The sequence below is a fragment of the Hydrogenophaga sp. 5NK40-0174 genome, from assembly GCF_040372165.1.
Lineage (GTDB): Bacteria > Pseudomonadota > Gammaproteobacteria > Burkholderiales > Burkholderiaceae_C > Hydrogenophaga.
Window position 1 is genome coordinate 127,714 of record NZ_BAABWG010000005.1, and the last position, 15,667, is coordinate 143,380.

The following is a 15,667-nucleotide window of genomic DNA, read 5'->3' on the forward strand; positions in this document are numbered from 1 at the left end:
TTCAATTCAACTCCTTGCGCAATGCCAGGGTATAGCCGGCATTGCGCAGCGTCTTGATGCAAGCCAATGGCTCCAGTTTCTTGCGTAGGCGACTGACCACAATGTCCACCGCTCGGGTATAGAGGTCGGCCTCGTGCCCTCGCAACTGGTTGAGGATGTCGTCGCGGCTATACACGCGACCCGGGTGGCGTGCCAGCATCACCAGCAGCTCGTACTCGGTGCCGGTCAGCTCCACTGCCTCACCCTGTCGCAGCACACTGCGGCGAGCGGTGTCTATGGCCAGCCCCTCGAAACGCAACACCTCGTCGTCACCATCACTTCCATGGTTCGACGATGCACTGCCTTGTACGGGGCGCCTGCGCATCACGGTTTGCACCCGGGCCACCAGCTCACGCGGCTCGAACGGTTTGGGCAGATAGTCGTCCGCCCCCAGTTCCAGACCCACCACGCGGTCCATCACGTCGCCGCGCGCAGTGAGCATCACAATGGGAATATCGTTGTCCTTGCGAATGGTCCGGCACAGCTCGAAACCATCCATTTCAGGCAACATGACGTCCAGAATGGCCACGTCGTAGCCGCCGGCCGCCAGACGTTCCAGCCCCTGGCTGGGTCGAACAGCTTGCTCCAGCGCCATGTCAAAGCGCTTGAAGTAGGTTGCCAGGGGGGGGCCGAGCTGATCGTCGTCGTCAATGAGCAGAATTTTGTGCATATCTCATTCTGACATTGCGGCAAGCCGTGCAGGAAAACGCCTGCGGTGCCGGAGCACGATTTGCCGCACCCGTTGTTGAACCGGGCGCTCCAGAGCGTCAAACGCCTTGGCCGCCTGTTGCACGTGACGCAACCAGAAGCCTTGCGTGCCCTGGTCCTGATGGTCCAGCAGCGTCAGGGCATGGTCGCGGTCAAACCGGTTGGACCAGAACAAGGTCAGCCATTCGGCATGAGGGTCCCGAACTTGCAGCATCAGCGCAGGCCCGAGAATCCGCATCTGAAGCAGCAAGCGCTTGTGCACCACCGTTCTGGAAGAACCGCCGCCCGGCGGGCGACGGCGCTGGTCCAGGCGGAAGGATGTGGGCATAGGGATCGGCATGATCGCCACCACTGCCTGGGGCTCGATCAGCTCTCAGAGCCGTGACGGCCCCAGCCACCCCAGCGGCCATGGCGTTTGGCCATGCGCTCGCGCACCATTTGCTGTTGCTCAGGGTTCAGGCTGTCGTAGAAGTCGCCAAGGGCTGCGATGACGCTCGGTGCCCCTGTCTGGACCATTTCGGTCTTGCTGGCCACCAGGGCCTGCGCGGCCTCACGGTCGAACTTGTCGCCCGCCACCAGTGCCTGAATGGCGTCACGGGTGGAGACCTTTTCCTGTGCCTTGATGGCCACGCGCTGGGCTTCCAGTGCTTCGCCCAACGCCACCAGCTTGGCACGCTGGTCAGCGTTCAGATCGAGCTTCTTGGTCACACGCTCGACAATCTTGCCGCGCACTTCGGCAGACTTCTCGACCGTCATGGGGCCGCGATGCTCTCGGTAGTGGTGAGCACCGCAGGCGGTCAGGCCGCCGAGCAAAACAGTGACACTGGCCAGGCCAATCAGGGTACGTTTGATCCAGACTTTCATGATGACATCCTCTCTTGGGTTCAGTGGGTAGAAAAACTGAGTTGATGTCCATGATGGTGCCGGCAAGCGCCCTGGCTGTGGTTTCTGCTCCTTCTCTCTTCTTTTCGCTTTGTTTCATGTTCCTGCCGCAGCGCAACATGGCTCTGCGGCAGGAACCAGGGCTGGGGAACGCCGCTCAGAAGCGCTCGGTGTCCACTTCCTTGTTGGCCTGTTCGGGGTAACGGTCGCCCTTGACCGTGTTCTGGTTGATCAGGCCATTGAGGCGTGCCAGAACATCGTCAGACAGCTTCACACCGTCTGCACCCAGATCTTCCCTGAGGTGATCCACGCTGCGCGTGCCGGGGATGGGCAGGATGTCATCGCCCTGGTGCAGCAGCCATGCAATGGCCAACTGAGCGGGCGTGCAGCCCACTTCTTTGGCGATGGCTGCGTAGGCCTCAAAGAGTTTGAAGTTCTCAGGATAGTTCTCTGCCGAGAAACGGGGCATGGGCTTGCGAATGTCCTTCGCTTCGAATGCCGCCACATCGAGCTTCCCACACAGGAAGCCTCGCGCCACAGGGCTGAAGGCCACGAACGAAACGCCCAGTTCCCGGCAAGCCTCGAGCACCGCAATCTCGGGGTTGCGCGACCACAGCGAATATTCAGTTTGCAAAGCGGCAATGGGGTGTTCGGCATGCGCCTTGCGCAAGGTATCGGCCGACACTTCCGACAGCCCGATGGATTGAATCTTGCCTGCACGCACCAGGTCGGCGAGAGCGCCGACGCTTTCTTCGACGGGGACCTTCTTGTCCCATCGGTGCAAGTAGTACAGGTCAATCACCTCCGTCTGCAGGCGCTGGAGGGCTTCGTCACAGGTGGCTTTGATCTTCTCCGGGCGACCGTCGATCACGCGAACTTTTACGCCTTCGGCGTTGGGCTCCCCACCCATGCCGCACTTGCTGGCCAGCGTGAACTTGGAGCGGTGCTTGGCCAACACCTTGCCCACGATGGTTTCGCTCTGACCAAAGCCATACAGCGCAGCGGTGTCGAAGTGGGTCACCCCCTCATCAAGCGCGGTCAGCAGCAGGCGCTCGGCCTCTTCAAACGTGGCAGGCTGCCCGTAAGCGTGGCAGATGTTCATACAGCCGAGACCAATGGCGCCGACAGTGAATGGGCCCAGTTTGCGTTGTTGCATCAGTTGTTTTCCTTTCCTGAACAATGGCATGTCCGGTCGCGGGTGGCAAATCACGTTGTGACGCCATGCATGGCGTCACAGCACATCGACCGATTCCACATAAATCACCTCACAGGCTCCGCGCCCGGTGTCGTCGCGGGTCACGGAGGAGTTCCAGTAGCGGCCGTCGGGACCGGTGATATTGACCAGGTAGCCCTGGACTCTGACCACCTGGCCTTCTCGCACGTTCTTGAGCACTGATGCCAGGCGATCGGTCGCAGGCACCATGTGCATATTGGCACTGGATTGCTCAATCTCGCGGCGCGGAATGGGAAACGATTGAACCTTCCAGAAATAGAAACGCCCGCTCTGCGAGATGTCGATCTCGTCAAGCACAGCGGTATCGGACATTCGCCCCCAGCCCAGCGCAAGGTCGACAGGTGAAAGTGTCGACTCCCAACCTTTCCTGTAGTGTTCGGCACCCAGCACCCGCGCGGTGATGTCAAAGCTGTGCAGTGCCTTGGCCTGGTACTCACCCAGCTTAAATACCAGATCGTCGGCCACTGGAGACTGGTCCGGCACCTGCGCTGCCACTACCCCAGGCGGTCGCGAGACAGGTCGACCGGACCACTGCTGAAAGGCAAACCAGGCCACCACCGCCAGCAGCAGCCACCGCTTCCAGCTCATGCCATGTTCCTCATGTCCATGGGTTCACAGTGTAGTGTGCCTTCTACGGCCATCGTGGCCCTGAAACGAGACCGGGGGCATCCAGAACGGATCACCCCCGGTTTGACAGCATCACCCGATGTCGATCAACCCTGGAGCTGCTGCTCCAGCTGGTTGAGCACCTGGTAGCAAGGCAGCACGCTGGCCACGCTCGCGTTGGGCTCACGGCCTTCGCCGATGGCGGCGAAAAACTCGCGATCTTGCAGCTCGATGCCATTCATGGACACGTCGACCTTGGATACGTCCACCACCGACTCGGGCTCTTTGGCGTGCGACTGCACCAGATCGTCGTAACGGGCGATGTAGGTGGCGGTATCGCCGATGTAGCGGAAGAAGGTGCCGAGCGGGCCGTCGTTGTTGAAGGACAGGCTGAGCGTGCAGATGGCGCCGTTTTCTGCCTGGAGCTGGATGCTCATGTCCATTGCAATGCCCAGGTCCTTGTGGATGGGGCCCTGGATGGCATTGGCTTTGACGACAGGGCTGCCGGCCTGGTAGGCGAACAAGTCGACCGTGTGGGCGGCGTGGTGCCACAGCAGGTGGTCGGTCCAGCTGCGTGGCTGCCCCAGCGCGTTCATGTTGGTGCGGCGGAAGAAATAGGTCTGCACATCCATTTGCTGGATGTTGAATTCGCCCGCGGCAATCTTCTTGTGCACAAACTGGTGGCTGGGGTTGAAGCGACGGGTGTGGCCGCACATGGCCACCAGGCCGGTCTGCTTTTGCAGCGCAACCACTTCCTCACCTTCGGCCAGCACGTCACACAGCGGAATCTCCACTTGCACGTGCTTGCCGGCTTCCAGGCAGGCCTTGGACTGGGAGGCGTGCATTTGTGTGGGCGTGCAGAGGATGACGGCGTCCACTTCCTTGATCTTCAGCGAGTCGGCCAGATCGGTGGTGACGTGACCAATGCCGTATTTGTCGGCCACTTCCTGGGTCTTGGCCAGGTCGCGGCTGATCAGGGAGACGACTTCCACATCGGGAATGTTCTTGATGCCGTCCAGGTGCTTGATACCGAAAGCGCCGGCACCGGCGAGAGCGACTTTGATGGTCATGTTTTCTTCCTTTTAAGCGTTCTCAAGAATCGCGTGGCCGACAGCAGTATTCGACGCCGGCACGTGATAGAAGCGATGTTTAACCGTGGGCAGTGCACCCGTGACCTTGCCGCCATTGACGTCGGCCATGGCGCCGCGGGCGATCAGCCACATCACGAGTTCGATACCCTCGCTGCCCGCTTCGCGCACGTAGTCGATGTGCGGCACGGCAGCACATGCGACCGGGTCATTGATGAGCTTGTCCAGCCACTCATTGTCCCATTCGCGGTTGATCAGGCCGGCGCGGGCACCCTGGAGCTGGTGGCTCATGCCACCTGTGCCCCAGATGTGCACGTTCAGGTCATCGTCGTACGACTCCACGGCTTTGCGAATGGCCTGGCCGAGAGCGAAGCAACGCTGACCGGATGGCACGGGGTACTGCACAACGTTGACAGCGAACGGAATCACAGGGCAAGGCCATGCACCCTGCTTCGGGTCCTGCTCGCCGCACATCAACGAAAGTGGCACGGTGAGGCCGTGGTCCACATCCATCTTGTTGACGATGGTGAGGTCGAAGTCCTGCTGGATGACGCTTTGTGCAATGTGCGATGCCAGTTCGGGGTGACCGATGACCTTGGGCACCGGGCGTGGGCCCCAGCCTTCATCGGCCGGCAGGTACTCGGCCGCCGTGCCGATCGCGAAAGTGGGAATCATGTCCAGGCTGAAGGCCGTGGCATGGTCGTTGTAGACGAGGAAGATGACGTCAGGCTTGTTGTCCTTCATCCATTGCTTGGAATACTCGTATCCGGCAAACAGCGGCTTCCAGTAGTCTTCGTGCGTCTTGCCCAGGTCCATGGCCGCACCGATGGCGGGGACGTGGGAGGTGTAGACCGATGCGGTAATTTTTGCCAAGGGACTTCTCCTGTTTCTGATCAAACCCGCTCAGAGCGAATCGCTCTCGAATGCATGTTCATGTCCAACCGAGGATGCCGTGGGTCCGGGTTTCCCGGCCCGCTGGCATCGCCCCCTTGAGGGGGTCGCGCGAAGCGCGGCGGGGGTGTTTCATTTCTTGCCTTGGGGCTGGTGCTGTGGCTGAGCGTCGCCGTCTTCACCGTCGTAGCGGTTGCCTTCAACGGATCGGCCGCCGGCCATCATCATGGCGCGGTACTCTTCTTCGGTCATACCAGTCATGGAGCCTGCCATTTGCTGGAAGCTCTTGCCGTCAGTGGCGCCAATCTTGGCCAGGAAGTAGATGTTGCCGCCGGTGCGCATGCACCAGTTGAGGTCGCGTGCCAGCACAGCCTGCTTCTGCTCTTCGGTCATGGCCCACTCGTCGAGGTAGGCCCGTTCGTTGGCCTTGAAACGCTCGCGGTTCTCGGCCTTCATCAGGCTCATGCAAAACTGATTGAGCCAATAACCTTTGCGGCTTTGTTCGGCGTCGAAAATGATCGTGCCGGGAACATCGGTATAGGGTTTATCGAGAGCCATATCAGTTTTCCTCAGGCCAGTACAGGCGCATGGGGTTGTCCACGAGCAGTTTTTTCTGCAACTCCGCCGTGCGGGCGATGTGCGGAATGAAGTCCACCAGCAGGCCGTCATCCGGCATATGGTCCTTCAGATTCGGGTGTGGCCAGTCGGTGCCCCAGAGCACGCGGTCAGGGAACTCTTCGACCACACGGCGCGCAAACGGCACCACATCCTGGTAGGCCTGCTGCTCGCCGTCGAGCGCCTTGGGTCCGGTGACGGACAGGCGCTCAGGGCAGCTCACCTTGCTCCAGACGTTGTCATGCTCGCGCATGAACTTCAGGAACAGCTCGAATTCAGGGCCATCCACCGGCTTGCTCACATCCGGGCGGCCCATGTGGTCCACCACCACGGTGGTCGGCAGGCTGGTGAAGAAGTCCCACAACTCAGGCAGATCCACCGCCTCGAAATAGATGACCACGTGCCAGCCCAGCTTGGCGATGCGGCCGGCAATTTCCATCAACTCGTCTTTGGGCGTGAAATCGACCAGACGTTTGACAAAGTTGAAACGCACGCCGCGTACACCGGCGTCGTGCAATTCCTGCAGCTCTTCGTCGGTGACCGTTCGCCGAACCGTGGCCACGCCGCGCGCTTTGCCTTCGCTGGCCTTGCAGGCGTCGACCATGGCGCGGTTGTCGGCACCGTGGCAGGTGGCCTGCACGATCACATTGCGCGAGAAGCCCAGGTGATCGCGCAATGCAAAAAGTTCGGCCTTGGAGGCGTCACATGGCGTGTACTTGCGCTCAGGTGCATAGGGGAATTCGCCGCCAGGGCCAAACACGTGGCAGTGTGCATCCACCGCCCCTGCAGGCAAGTGGAATTTGGGCTTGGCAGGGCCGGCGTACCAGTCCAGCCAGCCAGCAGTCTTGGTGAAATCACCCGATGTGGGTTTCGTCATTCAACAACCTCCAATGATCGATAACGCCCCAAGTCGAGAACACAGCAGAACCGGCTTCGCCGGGCTGCAGGTGTTGCCCCCTTGAGGGGGTCGCGCAAAGCGCGGCGGGGGTAAGCCTGGGTCAGTCGATGTACTTGAGGCCTGCGGCAGCCAGCGGCTCGCGCATGTTGTACATGTCCAAACCGAGCACGCCGGAGGCGAGTTTGTCGCGCTTCTCGCCTTCGTTGGCCTCGCGTTTGATGGCTGCTTCCAGCGCCGCCTTGGCTTTGGCCTTGGGCACACACACCACGCCGTCGTCGTCGGCCACCATCACATCGCCGGGGTTCACCATCATCCCGGCGCACACCACCGGAATATTCACTGAACCCAGCGTGGCCTTGATGGTGCCTTTGCTACTGATGGCCTTGGACCAGACGGGGAAGTTCATTTCCTTGAGCGTCTTCACATCGCGCACGCCGGCATCGATGATGAGCGCGCGTGCCCCACGGGCCTGGAAGCTGGTGGCCAGCAAGTCACCAAAGTAGCCGTCGGTGCATTCAGCGGTGATGGCAGCCACCACGACATCCCCAGGCTGGATCTGTTCGGCCACGACGTGCATCATCCAGTTGTCGCCAGGGTGGAGCAAAACGGTCACGGCCGTACCGGAAACCTGAACACCCGTCTGGATGGGGCGCATATAGGGCTTGAGCAGGCCAACTCGGCCCATGGCTTCGTGCACGGTGGCACTGCCCAGAGCGGCCAGCGCGTCAGCGGTTTCGCGGTCAGCGCGCTCGATGTTGCGGTAAACGACGCCTAGTTCGTACATTCATTTCTCCTGTGGGTGTTCAGCAGTGCGGTGGTGTGCGGCAACCGTTTCAGCGGCCCTTGGCCTTCAACGCCGCATCGAGGCGCGGGAACACGCGGCGGGCGTTGCCTTCGTAAACCATGTAGCGCTGCTCTTCCGTGAGGTTGGGCGTGGCTTGCACATAGCGCTTGGTGTCGTCGAAGTAGTAGCCGGTTTCCGGGTCGATACCGCGCACAGCTCCGATCATCTCGGACGCAAACAAGATGTTCTCGACCGGAATGACCTTGGTGAGCAGGTCGATGCCGGGCTGGTGGTACACGCAGGTGTCGAAGAAGATGTTGTTCAGCAGGTGCTCTTGCACCAGCGGCTTCTTCAGTGCCTGGGCCAGACCACGGAAACGGCCCCAGTGGTAGGGCACTGCGCCTCCACCATGGGGAATGACAAAGCGCAGCGTCGGGAAGTCCTTGAACAGATCGCCTTGCAGGCACTGCATGAAGGCCGTGGTGTCCGCGTTCAGGTAATGCGCACCGGTGGTGTGAAAGCAATCGTTGCAGCTGGTCGAGACGTGGACCATGGCCGGGATGTCGTACTCCACCATTTTTTCGTAAATGGGGTACCAGTGACGATCGGTCAGTGGCGGGCTGGTCCAGTGGCCACCCGATGGATCGGGGTTGAGGTTGATGCCGACAAAACCGTAGTCCTTGATGCAGCGCTCCAGCTCCGGGATGCAGGTCTTGGGGTCGACGCCGGGTGACTGCGGCAACATGGCAGCGCCGATGAAGTTGTCGGGGAACAATTGGCTGACGCGATAGCACAGCTCGTTGCAGATCGCCGCCCAGGTGCTGGAGACTTCGAAATCGCCAATGTGGTGGGCCATGAAGCTGGCACGCGGGCTGAAGATGGTCAGGTCGGAGCCGCGCTCGAGCATCAGCTTGAGCTGGTTGGTTTCGATCGATTCGCGCAGCTCGTCGTCGCTGATCTTCAGATCTGCCGGACGGGGTTTGACCGAAGCATCCTTGATGCCTGCAACCTGCTGGTTGCGCCAGTCTTCCAGCGCCTTCGGCGCGGTGGTGTAGTGACCATGACAGTCGATGATCAGAGGGTTGGCTTGGCTCATGGTGTCTCCGTTGCGCAGGCGCCGCGCCTGCACTGGGTGCTGAGTTATTGGAAGTGGTGGGCACGCGGACCCGAGCGATCATTGTGACGGGAAGCCCCGTGCGGACCAATCCGGTGCCCCTGCTATCAGATAGAGCAATTTCGAATATCCGATGGCTTGGCTATATCAAATGACTGACATCTCGACACACGGCACCACATCCTCTCAACATCCGCCCAGCTTGAGTCCCACTCGTCTCCTGCGGGGCAGATCACCCCAGAACGATCTGGTATAAAAGTGGTGCAAACATATCGAGATTGCATAGATGGACTTGAAGCAGATCGAGTACTTCGTTCGCGTGGCTGAACTGGGCAGCTTCACGCGCGCGGCAGCTGCCCTGGACGTTGCACAACCTGCCCTGTCCAGGCAGATTCGCCAGTTGGAAGTCGAGTTGCGCCAGCATCTGCTGGTGCGCAACGGGCGAGGGGCAGTGCCCACCGATGCGGGCAAGCTGCTGCTGGAGCACGGGCGCGGTATCCTGCACCAGGTCGAACGCGCCAAGGAAGAACTGGGTCGGGTACGTGGCGCGCTGGCCGGGCGTGTGGCGATAGGACTGCCTCCCAGTCTGGCCCGGGTGCTGACCGTTCCGCTCACACGCCTTTTCCGGGAGCGCCTGCCTGAAGCCAGCCTGTCGATCAGCGAAGGTCTGTCTGCCGGCATGCAGGAATGGCTGACCACCGGGCGCCTGGACATTGCCGTGCTCTACAACGCGCAGCCTTCACCCGATATCGAGATCCAGCCCCTGCTTGACGAAGAGTTGCTGCTGGTAGAGCCGCGCCCGCCAGGGCTGGCAGAGGATCCACCGCCTCAGCCAGTGGACCTCACCATGCTGGCCAACTTGCCACTGGTCATTCCCAGTCTGCCCAACGCCGTGCGCATGCATGTGGAGACGGCGCTCGCTGGCGTGGGCTGCCGACCCAAGGTGGCTTTGGAGATTGACGGCATTGCCGCCATTCTGGACCTGGTGGCCGACGGTGCTGGCGCGGCCCTGCTCTCGCGCAATGCTGTCGCCAGCTCTGTCAGGCCATCGGCCTACCAGCTGCGGCCGCTCTCGCCGCCAATGCGCATCCGGTTGAGCCTGGCGACGAGCGCATTGCGGCCAACCACGCTGACCCAGCGGGCAACACTCGACCTGATTCAGGAAGCGCACGCCTCACTCGACAAACGCTGAGGCCACCTGTCCGCCTGGGTCGCAGGCGCCGCTCAACCCGGCAACCAGCCAGGGACTTGTCCCAACCCCCACAGCAAGAGGTTGAGGCTCACAAACGAGGCAGCCGTCGCGACCAGCAAGGCGGCCGAACTCACGCCCTCGTGTCCATGGCGCTGCGAGAGAATCGGGTAGATCCCCATCATCGGCATGGCACAGGTCAGCAGTGCCGCAGTCCGCAGTAACGGGTCATGAACTGGCACGATGAACAGCAGCGCCACACACATCACCAATGGGTGCAAGACCAGTTTGCCCATGCCGATCTGCGCCACCGTGGCCTTCATGCCGTGTACCTTCAGCCCCACCAGTCCACCACCGATGACAAACAGGGAGAGCGCGCCACTGGATTTGGCAAACAGGTCCACGCTTCTGGCAATCGGCCCAGGCAGCTGCCAGCCGGCAAAGGACGCCATCATGCCCAGCACGATGGCAATGATCAGCGGATTGCGCACCAGGCCCAGCAGCGATCGTTTGAAGGCTTGGTGCCAGTCGCCTTTGCCATCGGCGTCCATGTCGGCCAATGCCAGCAGGATGGGAATGATGAGCAGGTTCTCTACCATCATGTTCAGTGCCAGAGAGACACCCGCCGTGGAGGCGCCGAGCGTGAGCAGGATGGTGGGATAGCCGACAAAGCCGCTGTTGGGGCAACTCATGCCCATGGCCATCATGCTGGCATGGCTCATGGAGCCGCCCTTGCCCCACCGTGCCCATGCAAAGCCGAGCGAGAGCGTCAACAGACCGGCCACCGCGTACGCTGTCAGGTATTGACCATTGAGGATTTCGTTCACGCTACGCTGTGACAGCGCATTGAACAGGAGTGACGGCAAAGCCAGATTGATCACAAACTTGCCGAATACGCGCATGTCCTCTCGCGTGAACAAGCCCATGCGCGTCACCACATAGCCTGTGAGAATGCACAGATAGATCGGTCCGGTGATGCTCAGGATGTCCAGCATGGCAATCGTCTAGTGCGAGACGTGATGCACGACAAGGTCACGACTGCTCGCGCGAGGCGAGCAAACCGTCTGCCCATTCCTGCCAGCGTGGCTTCTTGCTGACGGACGCGAAACTGCCACCCCGCGCCCTGGCAGCCATCCAGTCATGTTTTTGCGCGATGGCTGCAGCCATGTAAGGCTCGAACCCGGCTTCGCGAACCGTGTTGGCCACTTCACGCATTTCTTCGGCCCGGCGTTTGCCGTGTTGCGCCACACGGCTGTAGAAATACTCGCCTTGCCTGGGCCAGTCGATCTGGGGAAACGTCTCTTGCAAGGTCGCGATCATGGCCTCTTCGACGCCGTAGTGGCGAGCAGTGGTAAAGCTCTCGATCACCAGTGCTTCCAGGCCTTTGATCATCACGCTGCGGCACATTTTGGTGGCCGAAGCGATGCCGAGCTTGTCGCTCGCGTGTTTGACCGCCATGCCAAACCCCTGCAGAACCGGCAGCATCTCGGCTGCATGCTTCCCTCCCAGCAGCATGGGTACCTTGATGCCATAGGGGGGAACGGAAGTCATGACGCCTGCCTCCACATAACGGGCACCTGCGCTATCGATGTGGCCAGCGGCTGCCTGCTTGGTGCCAGGCGATGCGGAGTTGAGATCGATGAACCAGCTTCCCTGCCCGATGTGGGCTGCCGCCTCTTTGGCCACCGCCAGCGTATTGGACGCTGTGACAGCCGAAATGATGAAGTCCGATCGCTCGCACAGCTCGGCCATCCCCGCACAAGCATGCACGCCTGCTTCCTCGGCCCGCGCGCGCATGGACGTCGCTGCGGCGTCATCGCCCAGCAAAAGGTCCCAAGCCGAGACGGATGCCATCACGCCCTTGAGCCCTTGGGCGAAAGTGCTGCCCACTTCTCCGAATCCGATGATGCCGAGGCGGAAAGATGCAGACATGAATATCACTCCTTGCATCCGGCGACGCCGATCACACGCGCCTCGCCGGAATAGAAAGAGGCCTGGCGTGACTGACTTCCAGGCCTCATGTCATGAGATGGCTTGACCGAGTGGTCTGCCCTTGACTTGATCAGAGGCGCAAAGCAAACAGCGTGATGGAAGGGAACGCGATCAGGATGGCTGTCCGGACCATGTCGCTGGCCACGAATGGCATGACGGCCCTGTAGGTGTGACTGATGGGCGTTTCCCTCGACAGTGAATTGATCACGAACAGGTTCATGCCCACCGGTGGCGTGATCAGCCCAACCTCCACGACGATCAGCACCAGAATGCCGAACCAGATCGCCAGTTCTTCCTGGCCCAGGCCAAAATCCAGGCCTGTGATGATCGGGAAGAACACAGGGATGGTCAGCAGGATCATGGACAAAGAGTCCATGAAGCAACCCAGAATCACATACAGCACCAGGATGGCAATCAACACCAGCCAGGGGCTCACGCCCCAGCCTGCCACAGCCATCGCCGCTTCCTGCGGAAGCTGGGACAGCGCCAGAAAAGTGTTGTAAACACCTGCGCCAAGCACGATCATGTAAATCATGCCAGAGGCGACAGCCGTTCCGACGATGGCGCCAATCAGGGTCTTGCGATTGAGGCCGCCGGCAAACCAGGCTGCCATGCCCGTACCGAAGGCGCCAACTGCTGCCCCCTCGGTCGGCGTGAAGAAGCCGCCGTAAATGCCGCCGACCACCAGTGCGAAGATCACGAGCACAGGCCAGACTTTGGCAGTGGCGATCAGCCGCTCTTCCATTGGCATGGGCTCCATGGAACCCACATCCTGTGGCTTGAGGCGCGCATAGATCGCAATCACGATCATGTAGCCAATGGCGGCCAGAATGCCAGGCACAAATGCCGCCAGGAACAGCTTGGCAATGTTCTGCTCAGTCAGGATGGCATAGATCACCAGCACCACAGACGGGGGAATCAGAATACCCAGCGTGCCACCAGCGGCCAGACAGGCCGTGGAGATACCGCCTGCGTACCCAGAGCGCTTGAGTTCGGGCAAGGCCACCTGCCCCATCGTGGCAGCAGTGGCCAGCGAAGAGCCGCAAATGGCGCCAAAACCGGCGCAAGCGCCCACTGCGGCCATGGCCACGCCGCCCTTGCGGTGACCAATCCATGCCTCTGCCGCCTTGAACAGCGCCTGAGAGAGCCCCCCCAGAGCTGCAAACTGCCCCATGAGCAGGAACAAAGGAATGACGGAAAGCGAATAGCTGGCAAAGGTGGTGTAGGTCACCTGCTTGAGCTGGCTCAGGATGGGGATCGCCGACCCGTAGACCACCCAGGAGCCGCCAAGACCGCACACCAGCATGGCCAAGCCAATCGGTACGCGAATGAAGATCAGCAGCAGCAGCAGAGGAAATGACCACAGGGCCAGTTCAAAATTAGACATGAGGGTTCAACACAAAAAAAGCACGTTCGGACCGGGAAACGAAGGAGCGCGGCTCAGGCTCGGCAAGGCATGAAAAACCGCTTCACGGTGAGGCAGCCTCAGTGAGCGCCACCACCTTGGGCCACCCATTCAGGCGGGGCCTTGAACAGGCCAAGGTGCGTCAAGGCCTTGGCCACATACGCGATGCAGCCAATCACGGCTCCCACAAAGCAGGCAGCATAGGCCCACCACAGTGGCATCTGAAGAATGAAAGTCGTCTCCAGGTACTCTTTCTTCTCGACGGTGCCCTCATAGAGTTTCCAGGTCAGCACCAGCCAGACGGCCATCATCACCAGGTCACTGATGATGTCGATGCTGCGCTGGAACCATTTGGGCATGTGCATGTAGAGCAGGTCCACAGTGGCATGGCCATTGCGCAGAAAGCACCAGGGCATGAAACAGAACACGGCGACGCCAATGCCTGATTCCACCAGTTCGAAATCACCGGGAACCGGCATCGGATCGAGACCGACATAGTTCAGCGAGCGCCCTGTAATGCTGACAACGGCCATCAGTGTCAAAGCCACCAGAATGAGGCCGCCGAAAAGGGCGGTCCACTGAGCCAGCCTGTCAATCCAACGCATCATGATGAAATATCCTTTCGCTGCTCACATCGGAGCAGAAGCCGACATTGGCTCAGGGCGAACAGCCGCGAAGTGCCGGGGAAACGCAATACCGATCGAAGTATTGCACAAGGTGTCCTCACCTTGATTTGACAACAAAGAACAACAGACCGAGGCGCATCTGGCCCTGGGGGCAAATTCCGCGTCTCGGATTCACATACTGATTACCCGGGTGCCGCGCTGCTTTTGGCAGGACAGCAGCCCGGGCAATCAGAGTGAGCAGATGCCGGATTACTTGGTTTCTTTGGCAATCAGGTCACGGGCAGCAGCGGCCAGCTTGGCGCCGTCGATTCCCTTGCCCTGCACCTCTTTCATCCAGTCGGCCTCAACGGTGGCCGCAGCTTCGCGCCAGCGCTTGGTCTCGGCTTCATCCAGTGCCACGATGTTGTTGCCTCGCTTTTCGGCAATGGCCTTGCCAGCCTTGTCGCCAGCGTCCATGGCCGCGCCGAACAGGGCTGCCGTTTCCACGCCGGAGTTGTTGTCGATGACCTTCTTCAGGTCGGCAGGCAGGCTGTCGTACTTGGCCTTGTTCATGGACACGGCAAAGGTCTGGGTGTACAGGCCTTTCTCACCGGCAAAAGTCGTGTGGTTACCCACCAACTCGGTGACCTTCACGGCAGGCGTCACTTCCCATGGAATCGTGGTGCCGTCGATCACACCTTTGGACAGTGCTTCGCTCACGGCCGGCACGGGCATGCCCACTGGCGTAGCGCCCAGTTTGGTGAGCATGTTGTTGATGATGCGAGAGCCGCCCCGAATTTTCATGCCTTTGAGGCTTTCCAGGCCCGTCACTGGCTTCTTGGTGTGGAACAGGCCTGGGCCGTGGGTGTGAACCGCGATGAGCTTGACTTCCTTGAACTCGTCTGCCGCGTAAGCCTCAACGTATTTCTGGAAAGCACGGGAAGACTGTTCGGCAGAGCCGCTCATGAAGGGCAGCTCGAACACTTCGGCCTTGTTGAAGCGGCCAGGGGTGTAGCCCAGCACCGTCCAGGTCAGGTCAACCACGCCGTCTTTGGCCTGATCGAACAGCTGCGGGGGGGTGCCGCCGAGCTGCATGGCGCTGAATACCTGGACCTTGATACGGCCATTGGACTCCGCCTCGACCTTCTTGGCCCAGGGCATGATGGCCTTGGCAGGAATGGTGGCCTGCGGTGGCAGCATCTGGTGGAAACGCAGCGTCACCGTTCCCTCGGCGAAAGCGGCACCGCTGGCAAGTGTGGCAACGGCGGTGGCGGCAGCAGCGATCAGGCTGCGGCGACGATTGAATGAAATCATGAACAGTCTCCTAGGTAAATGAAGCGGACGGTCTAGCTTCTGGGGCTTGATCCTGGGTCGCACTGCAGGCAGTCAGGGCGGAAAGACCCGACACCGACAGTAGCAGCGCCCCAACTATGCGAGAGAAGGCCTGCCAAAACCAGAATCCGCCATCACAAGCAGATATGCCGTATCGCTATGAATGAGGGGTTGAGTCCTCATGAATGTTAAAGATCCCCAGACAAATCGCGGGTTCCCGAACCAGTGATCTTGCCCCTGAAAGTGCAATGGCATCGGGTTTACCCCTAGCATGTTCTACAGGGG

The 15,667-nt window shown here is 60.6% G+C and carries 17 protein-coding genes; 1 reads left to right on the top strand and 16 read right to left on the bottom strand.

Annotated elements, in window-relative coordinates; all coding sequences use genetic code 11:
* Position 1 precedes the first annotated feature (1 nt).
* The 11 genes from ABWV89_RS17125 to ABWV89_RS17175 all read right to left on the bottom strand — a co-directional run bounded on the left by ABWV89_RS17125 (position 2) and on the right by ABWV89_RS17175 (position 8,823).
* Positions 2-709 (bottom strand): response regulator transcription factor, encoded by a 708-nt coding sequence (locus ABWV89_RS17125; protein ID WP_353399656.1) that lies wholly within the window; start codon positions 707-709, stop codon positions 2-4.
* 3 nt (positions 710-712) lie between these two features.
* Positions 713-1,087 (bottom strand): hypothetical protein, encoded by a 375-nt coding sequence (locus ABWV89_RS17130; RefSeq protein ID WP_353399659.1) that lies wholly within the window; start codon positions 1,085-1,087, stop codon positions 713-715.
* A 26-nt stretch (positions 1,088-1,113) separates the two neighbouring features.
* Positions 1,114-1,611 carry a Spy/CpxP family protein refolding chaperone gene (locus ABWV89_RS17135; RefSeq protein ID WP_353399662.1) on the bottom strand — a complete coding sequence of 166 codons (498 nt, stop codon included), beginning with the start codon at positions 1,609-1,611 and terminating at the stop codon, positions 1,114-1,116.
* A gap of 175 nt (positions 1,612-1,786) precedes the next feature.
* Positions 1,787-2,785, bottom strand: a complete 999-nt coding sequence (locus ABWV89_RS17140; protein WP_353399664.1) for an aldo/keto reductase — start codon at positions 2,783-2,785, stop codon at positions 1,787-1,789.
* Between the two features lie 75 nt (positions 2,786-2,860).
* Positions 2,861-3,451: a hypothetical protein gene (locus tag ABWV89_RS17145; RefSeq protein WP_353399667.1), complete on the bottom strand. Its 591-nt coding sequence runs from the start codon at positions 3,449-3,451 to the stop codon at positions 2,861-2,863.
* A gap of 125 nt (positions 3,452-3,576) precedes the next feature.
* Positions 3,577-4,539 (bottom strand): Gfo/Idh/MocA family oxidoreductase, encoded by a 963-nt coding sequence (locus ABWV89_RS17150; RefSeq protein ID WP_353399669.1) that lies wholly within the window; start codon positions 4,537-4,539, stop codon positions 3,577-3,579.
* Between the two features lie 12 nt (positions 4,540-4,551).
* Positions 4,552-5,430 carry a class III extradiol dioxygenase subunit beta gene (locus tag ABWV89_RS17155; protein ID WP_353399672.1) on the bottom strand — a complete coding sequence of 293 codons (879 nt, stop codon included), beginning with the start codon at positions 5,428-5,430 and terminating at the stop codon, positions 4,552-4,554.
* A gap of 150 nt (positions 5,431-5,580) precedes the next feature.
* Entirely contained in the window at positions 5,581-6,006 is a 426-nt protein-coding gene (gene ligA, locus ABWV89_RS17160) for a protocatechuate 4,5-dioxygenase subunit alpha (RefSeq protein WP_353399674.1), read from the bottom strand.
* A 1-nt stretch (position 6,007) separates the two neighbouring features.
* Positions 6,008-6,940 (bottom strand): amidohydrolase family protein, encoded by a 933-nt coding sequence (locus ABWV89_RS17165; protein ID WP_353399677.1) that lies wholly within the window; start codon positions 6,938-6,940, stop codon positions 6,008-6,010.
* Positions 6,941-7,061: 121 nt separating this feature from the next.
* Positions 7,062-7,745, bottom strand: a complete 684-nt coding sequence (gene ligK / locus ABWV89_RS17170; protein ID WP_353399679.1) for a 4-carboxy-4-hydroxy-2-oxoadipate aldolase/oxaloacetate decarboxylase — start codon at positions 7,743-7,745, stop codon at positions 7,062-7,064.
* Positions 7,746-7,794: 49 nt separating this feature from the next.
* Entirely contained in the window at positions 7,795-8,823 is a 1,029-nt protein-coding gene (locus tag ABWV89_RS17175; protein WP_353399758.1) for an amidohydrolase family protein, read from the bottom strand.
* A gap of 322 nt (positions 8,824-9,145) precedes the next feature.
* On the opposite strand from ABWV89_RS17175, the gene ABWV89_RS17180 reads away from it, so the two are divergent.
* Positions 9,146-10,051, top strand: a complete 906-nt coding sequence (locus ABWV89_RS17180) for a LysR substrate-binding domain-containing protein (RefSeq protein WP_353399682.1) — start codon at positions 9,146-9,148, stop codon at positions 10,049-10,051.
* 32 nt (positions 10,052-10,083) lie between these two features.
* Here ABWV89_RS17180 and ABWV89_RS17185 read toward each other — a convergent pair whose 3' ends face one another.
* The 5 genes from ABWV89_RS17185 to ABWV89_RS17205 all read right to left on the bottom strand — a co-directional run bounded on the left by ABWV89_RS17185 (position 10,084) and on the right by ABWV89_RS17205 (position 15,364).
* On the bottom strand, positions 10,084-11,043 hold the full coding sequence (locus ABWV89_RS17185) for an AEC family transporter (RefSeq protein ID WP_353399685.1): 960 nt from the start codon (positions 11,041-11,043) through the stop codon (positions 10,084-10,086).
* Between the two features lie 37 nt (positions 11,044-11,080).
* On the bottom strand, positions 11,081-11,980 hold the full coding sequence (locus ABWV89_RS17190) for an NAD(P)-dependent oxidoreductase (protein WP_353399687.1): 900 nt from the start codon (positions 11,978-11,980) through the stop codon (positions 11,081-11,083).
* A 130-nt stretch (positions 11,981-12,110) separates the two neighbouring features.
* Positions 12,111-13,427: a TRAP transporter large permease gene (locus ABWV89_RS17195; protein ID WP_353399690.1), complete on the bottom strand. Its 1,317-nt coding sequence runs from the start codon at positions 13,425-13,427 to the stop codon at positions 12,111-12,113.
* A 98-nt stretch (positions 13,428-13,525) separates the two neighbouring features.
* Entirely contained in the window at positions 13,526-14,053 is a 528-nt protein-coding gene (locus tag ABWV89_RS17200; RefSeq protein ID WP_353399693.1) for a TRAP transporter small permease, read from the bottom strand.
* 267 nt (positions 14,054-14,320) lie between these two features.
* A complete protein-coding gene (locus tag ABWV89_RS17205; RefSeq protein WP_353399696.1) occupies positions 14,321-15,364 on the bottom strand; it encodes a TRAP transporter substrate-binding protein in 1,044 nt (347 codons plus the stop codon).
* Positions 15,365-15,667: the final 303 nt, after the last annotated feature.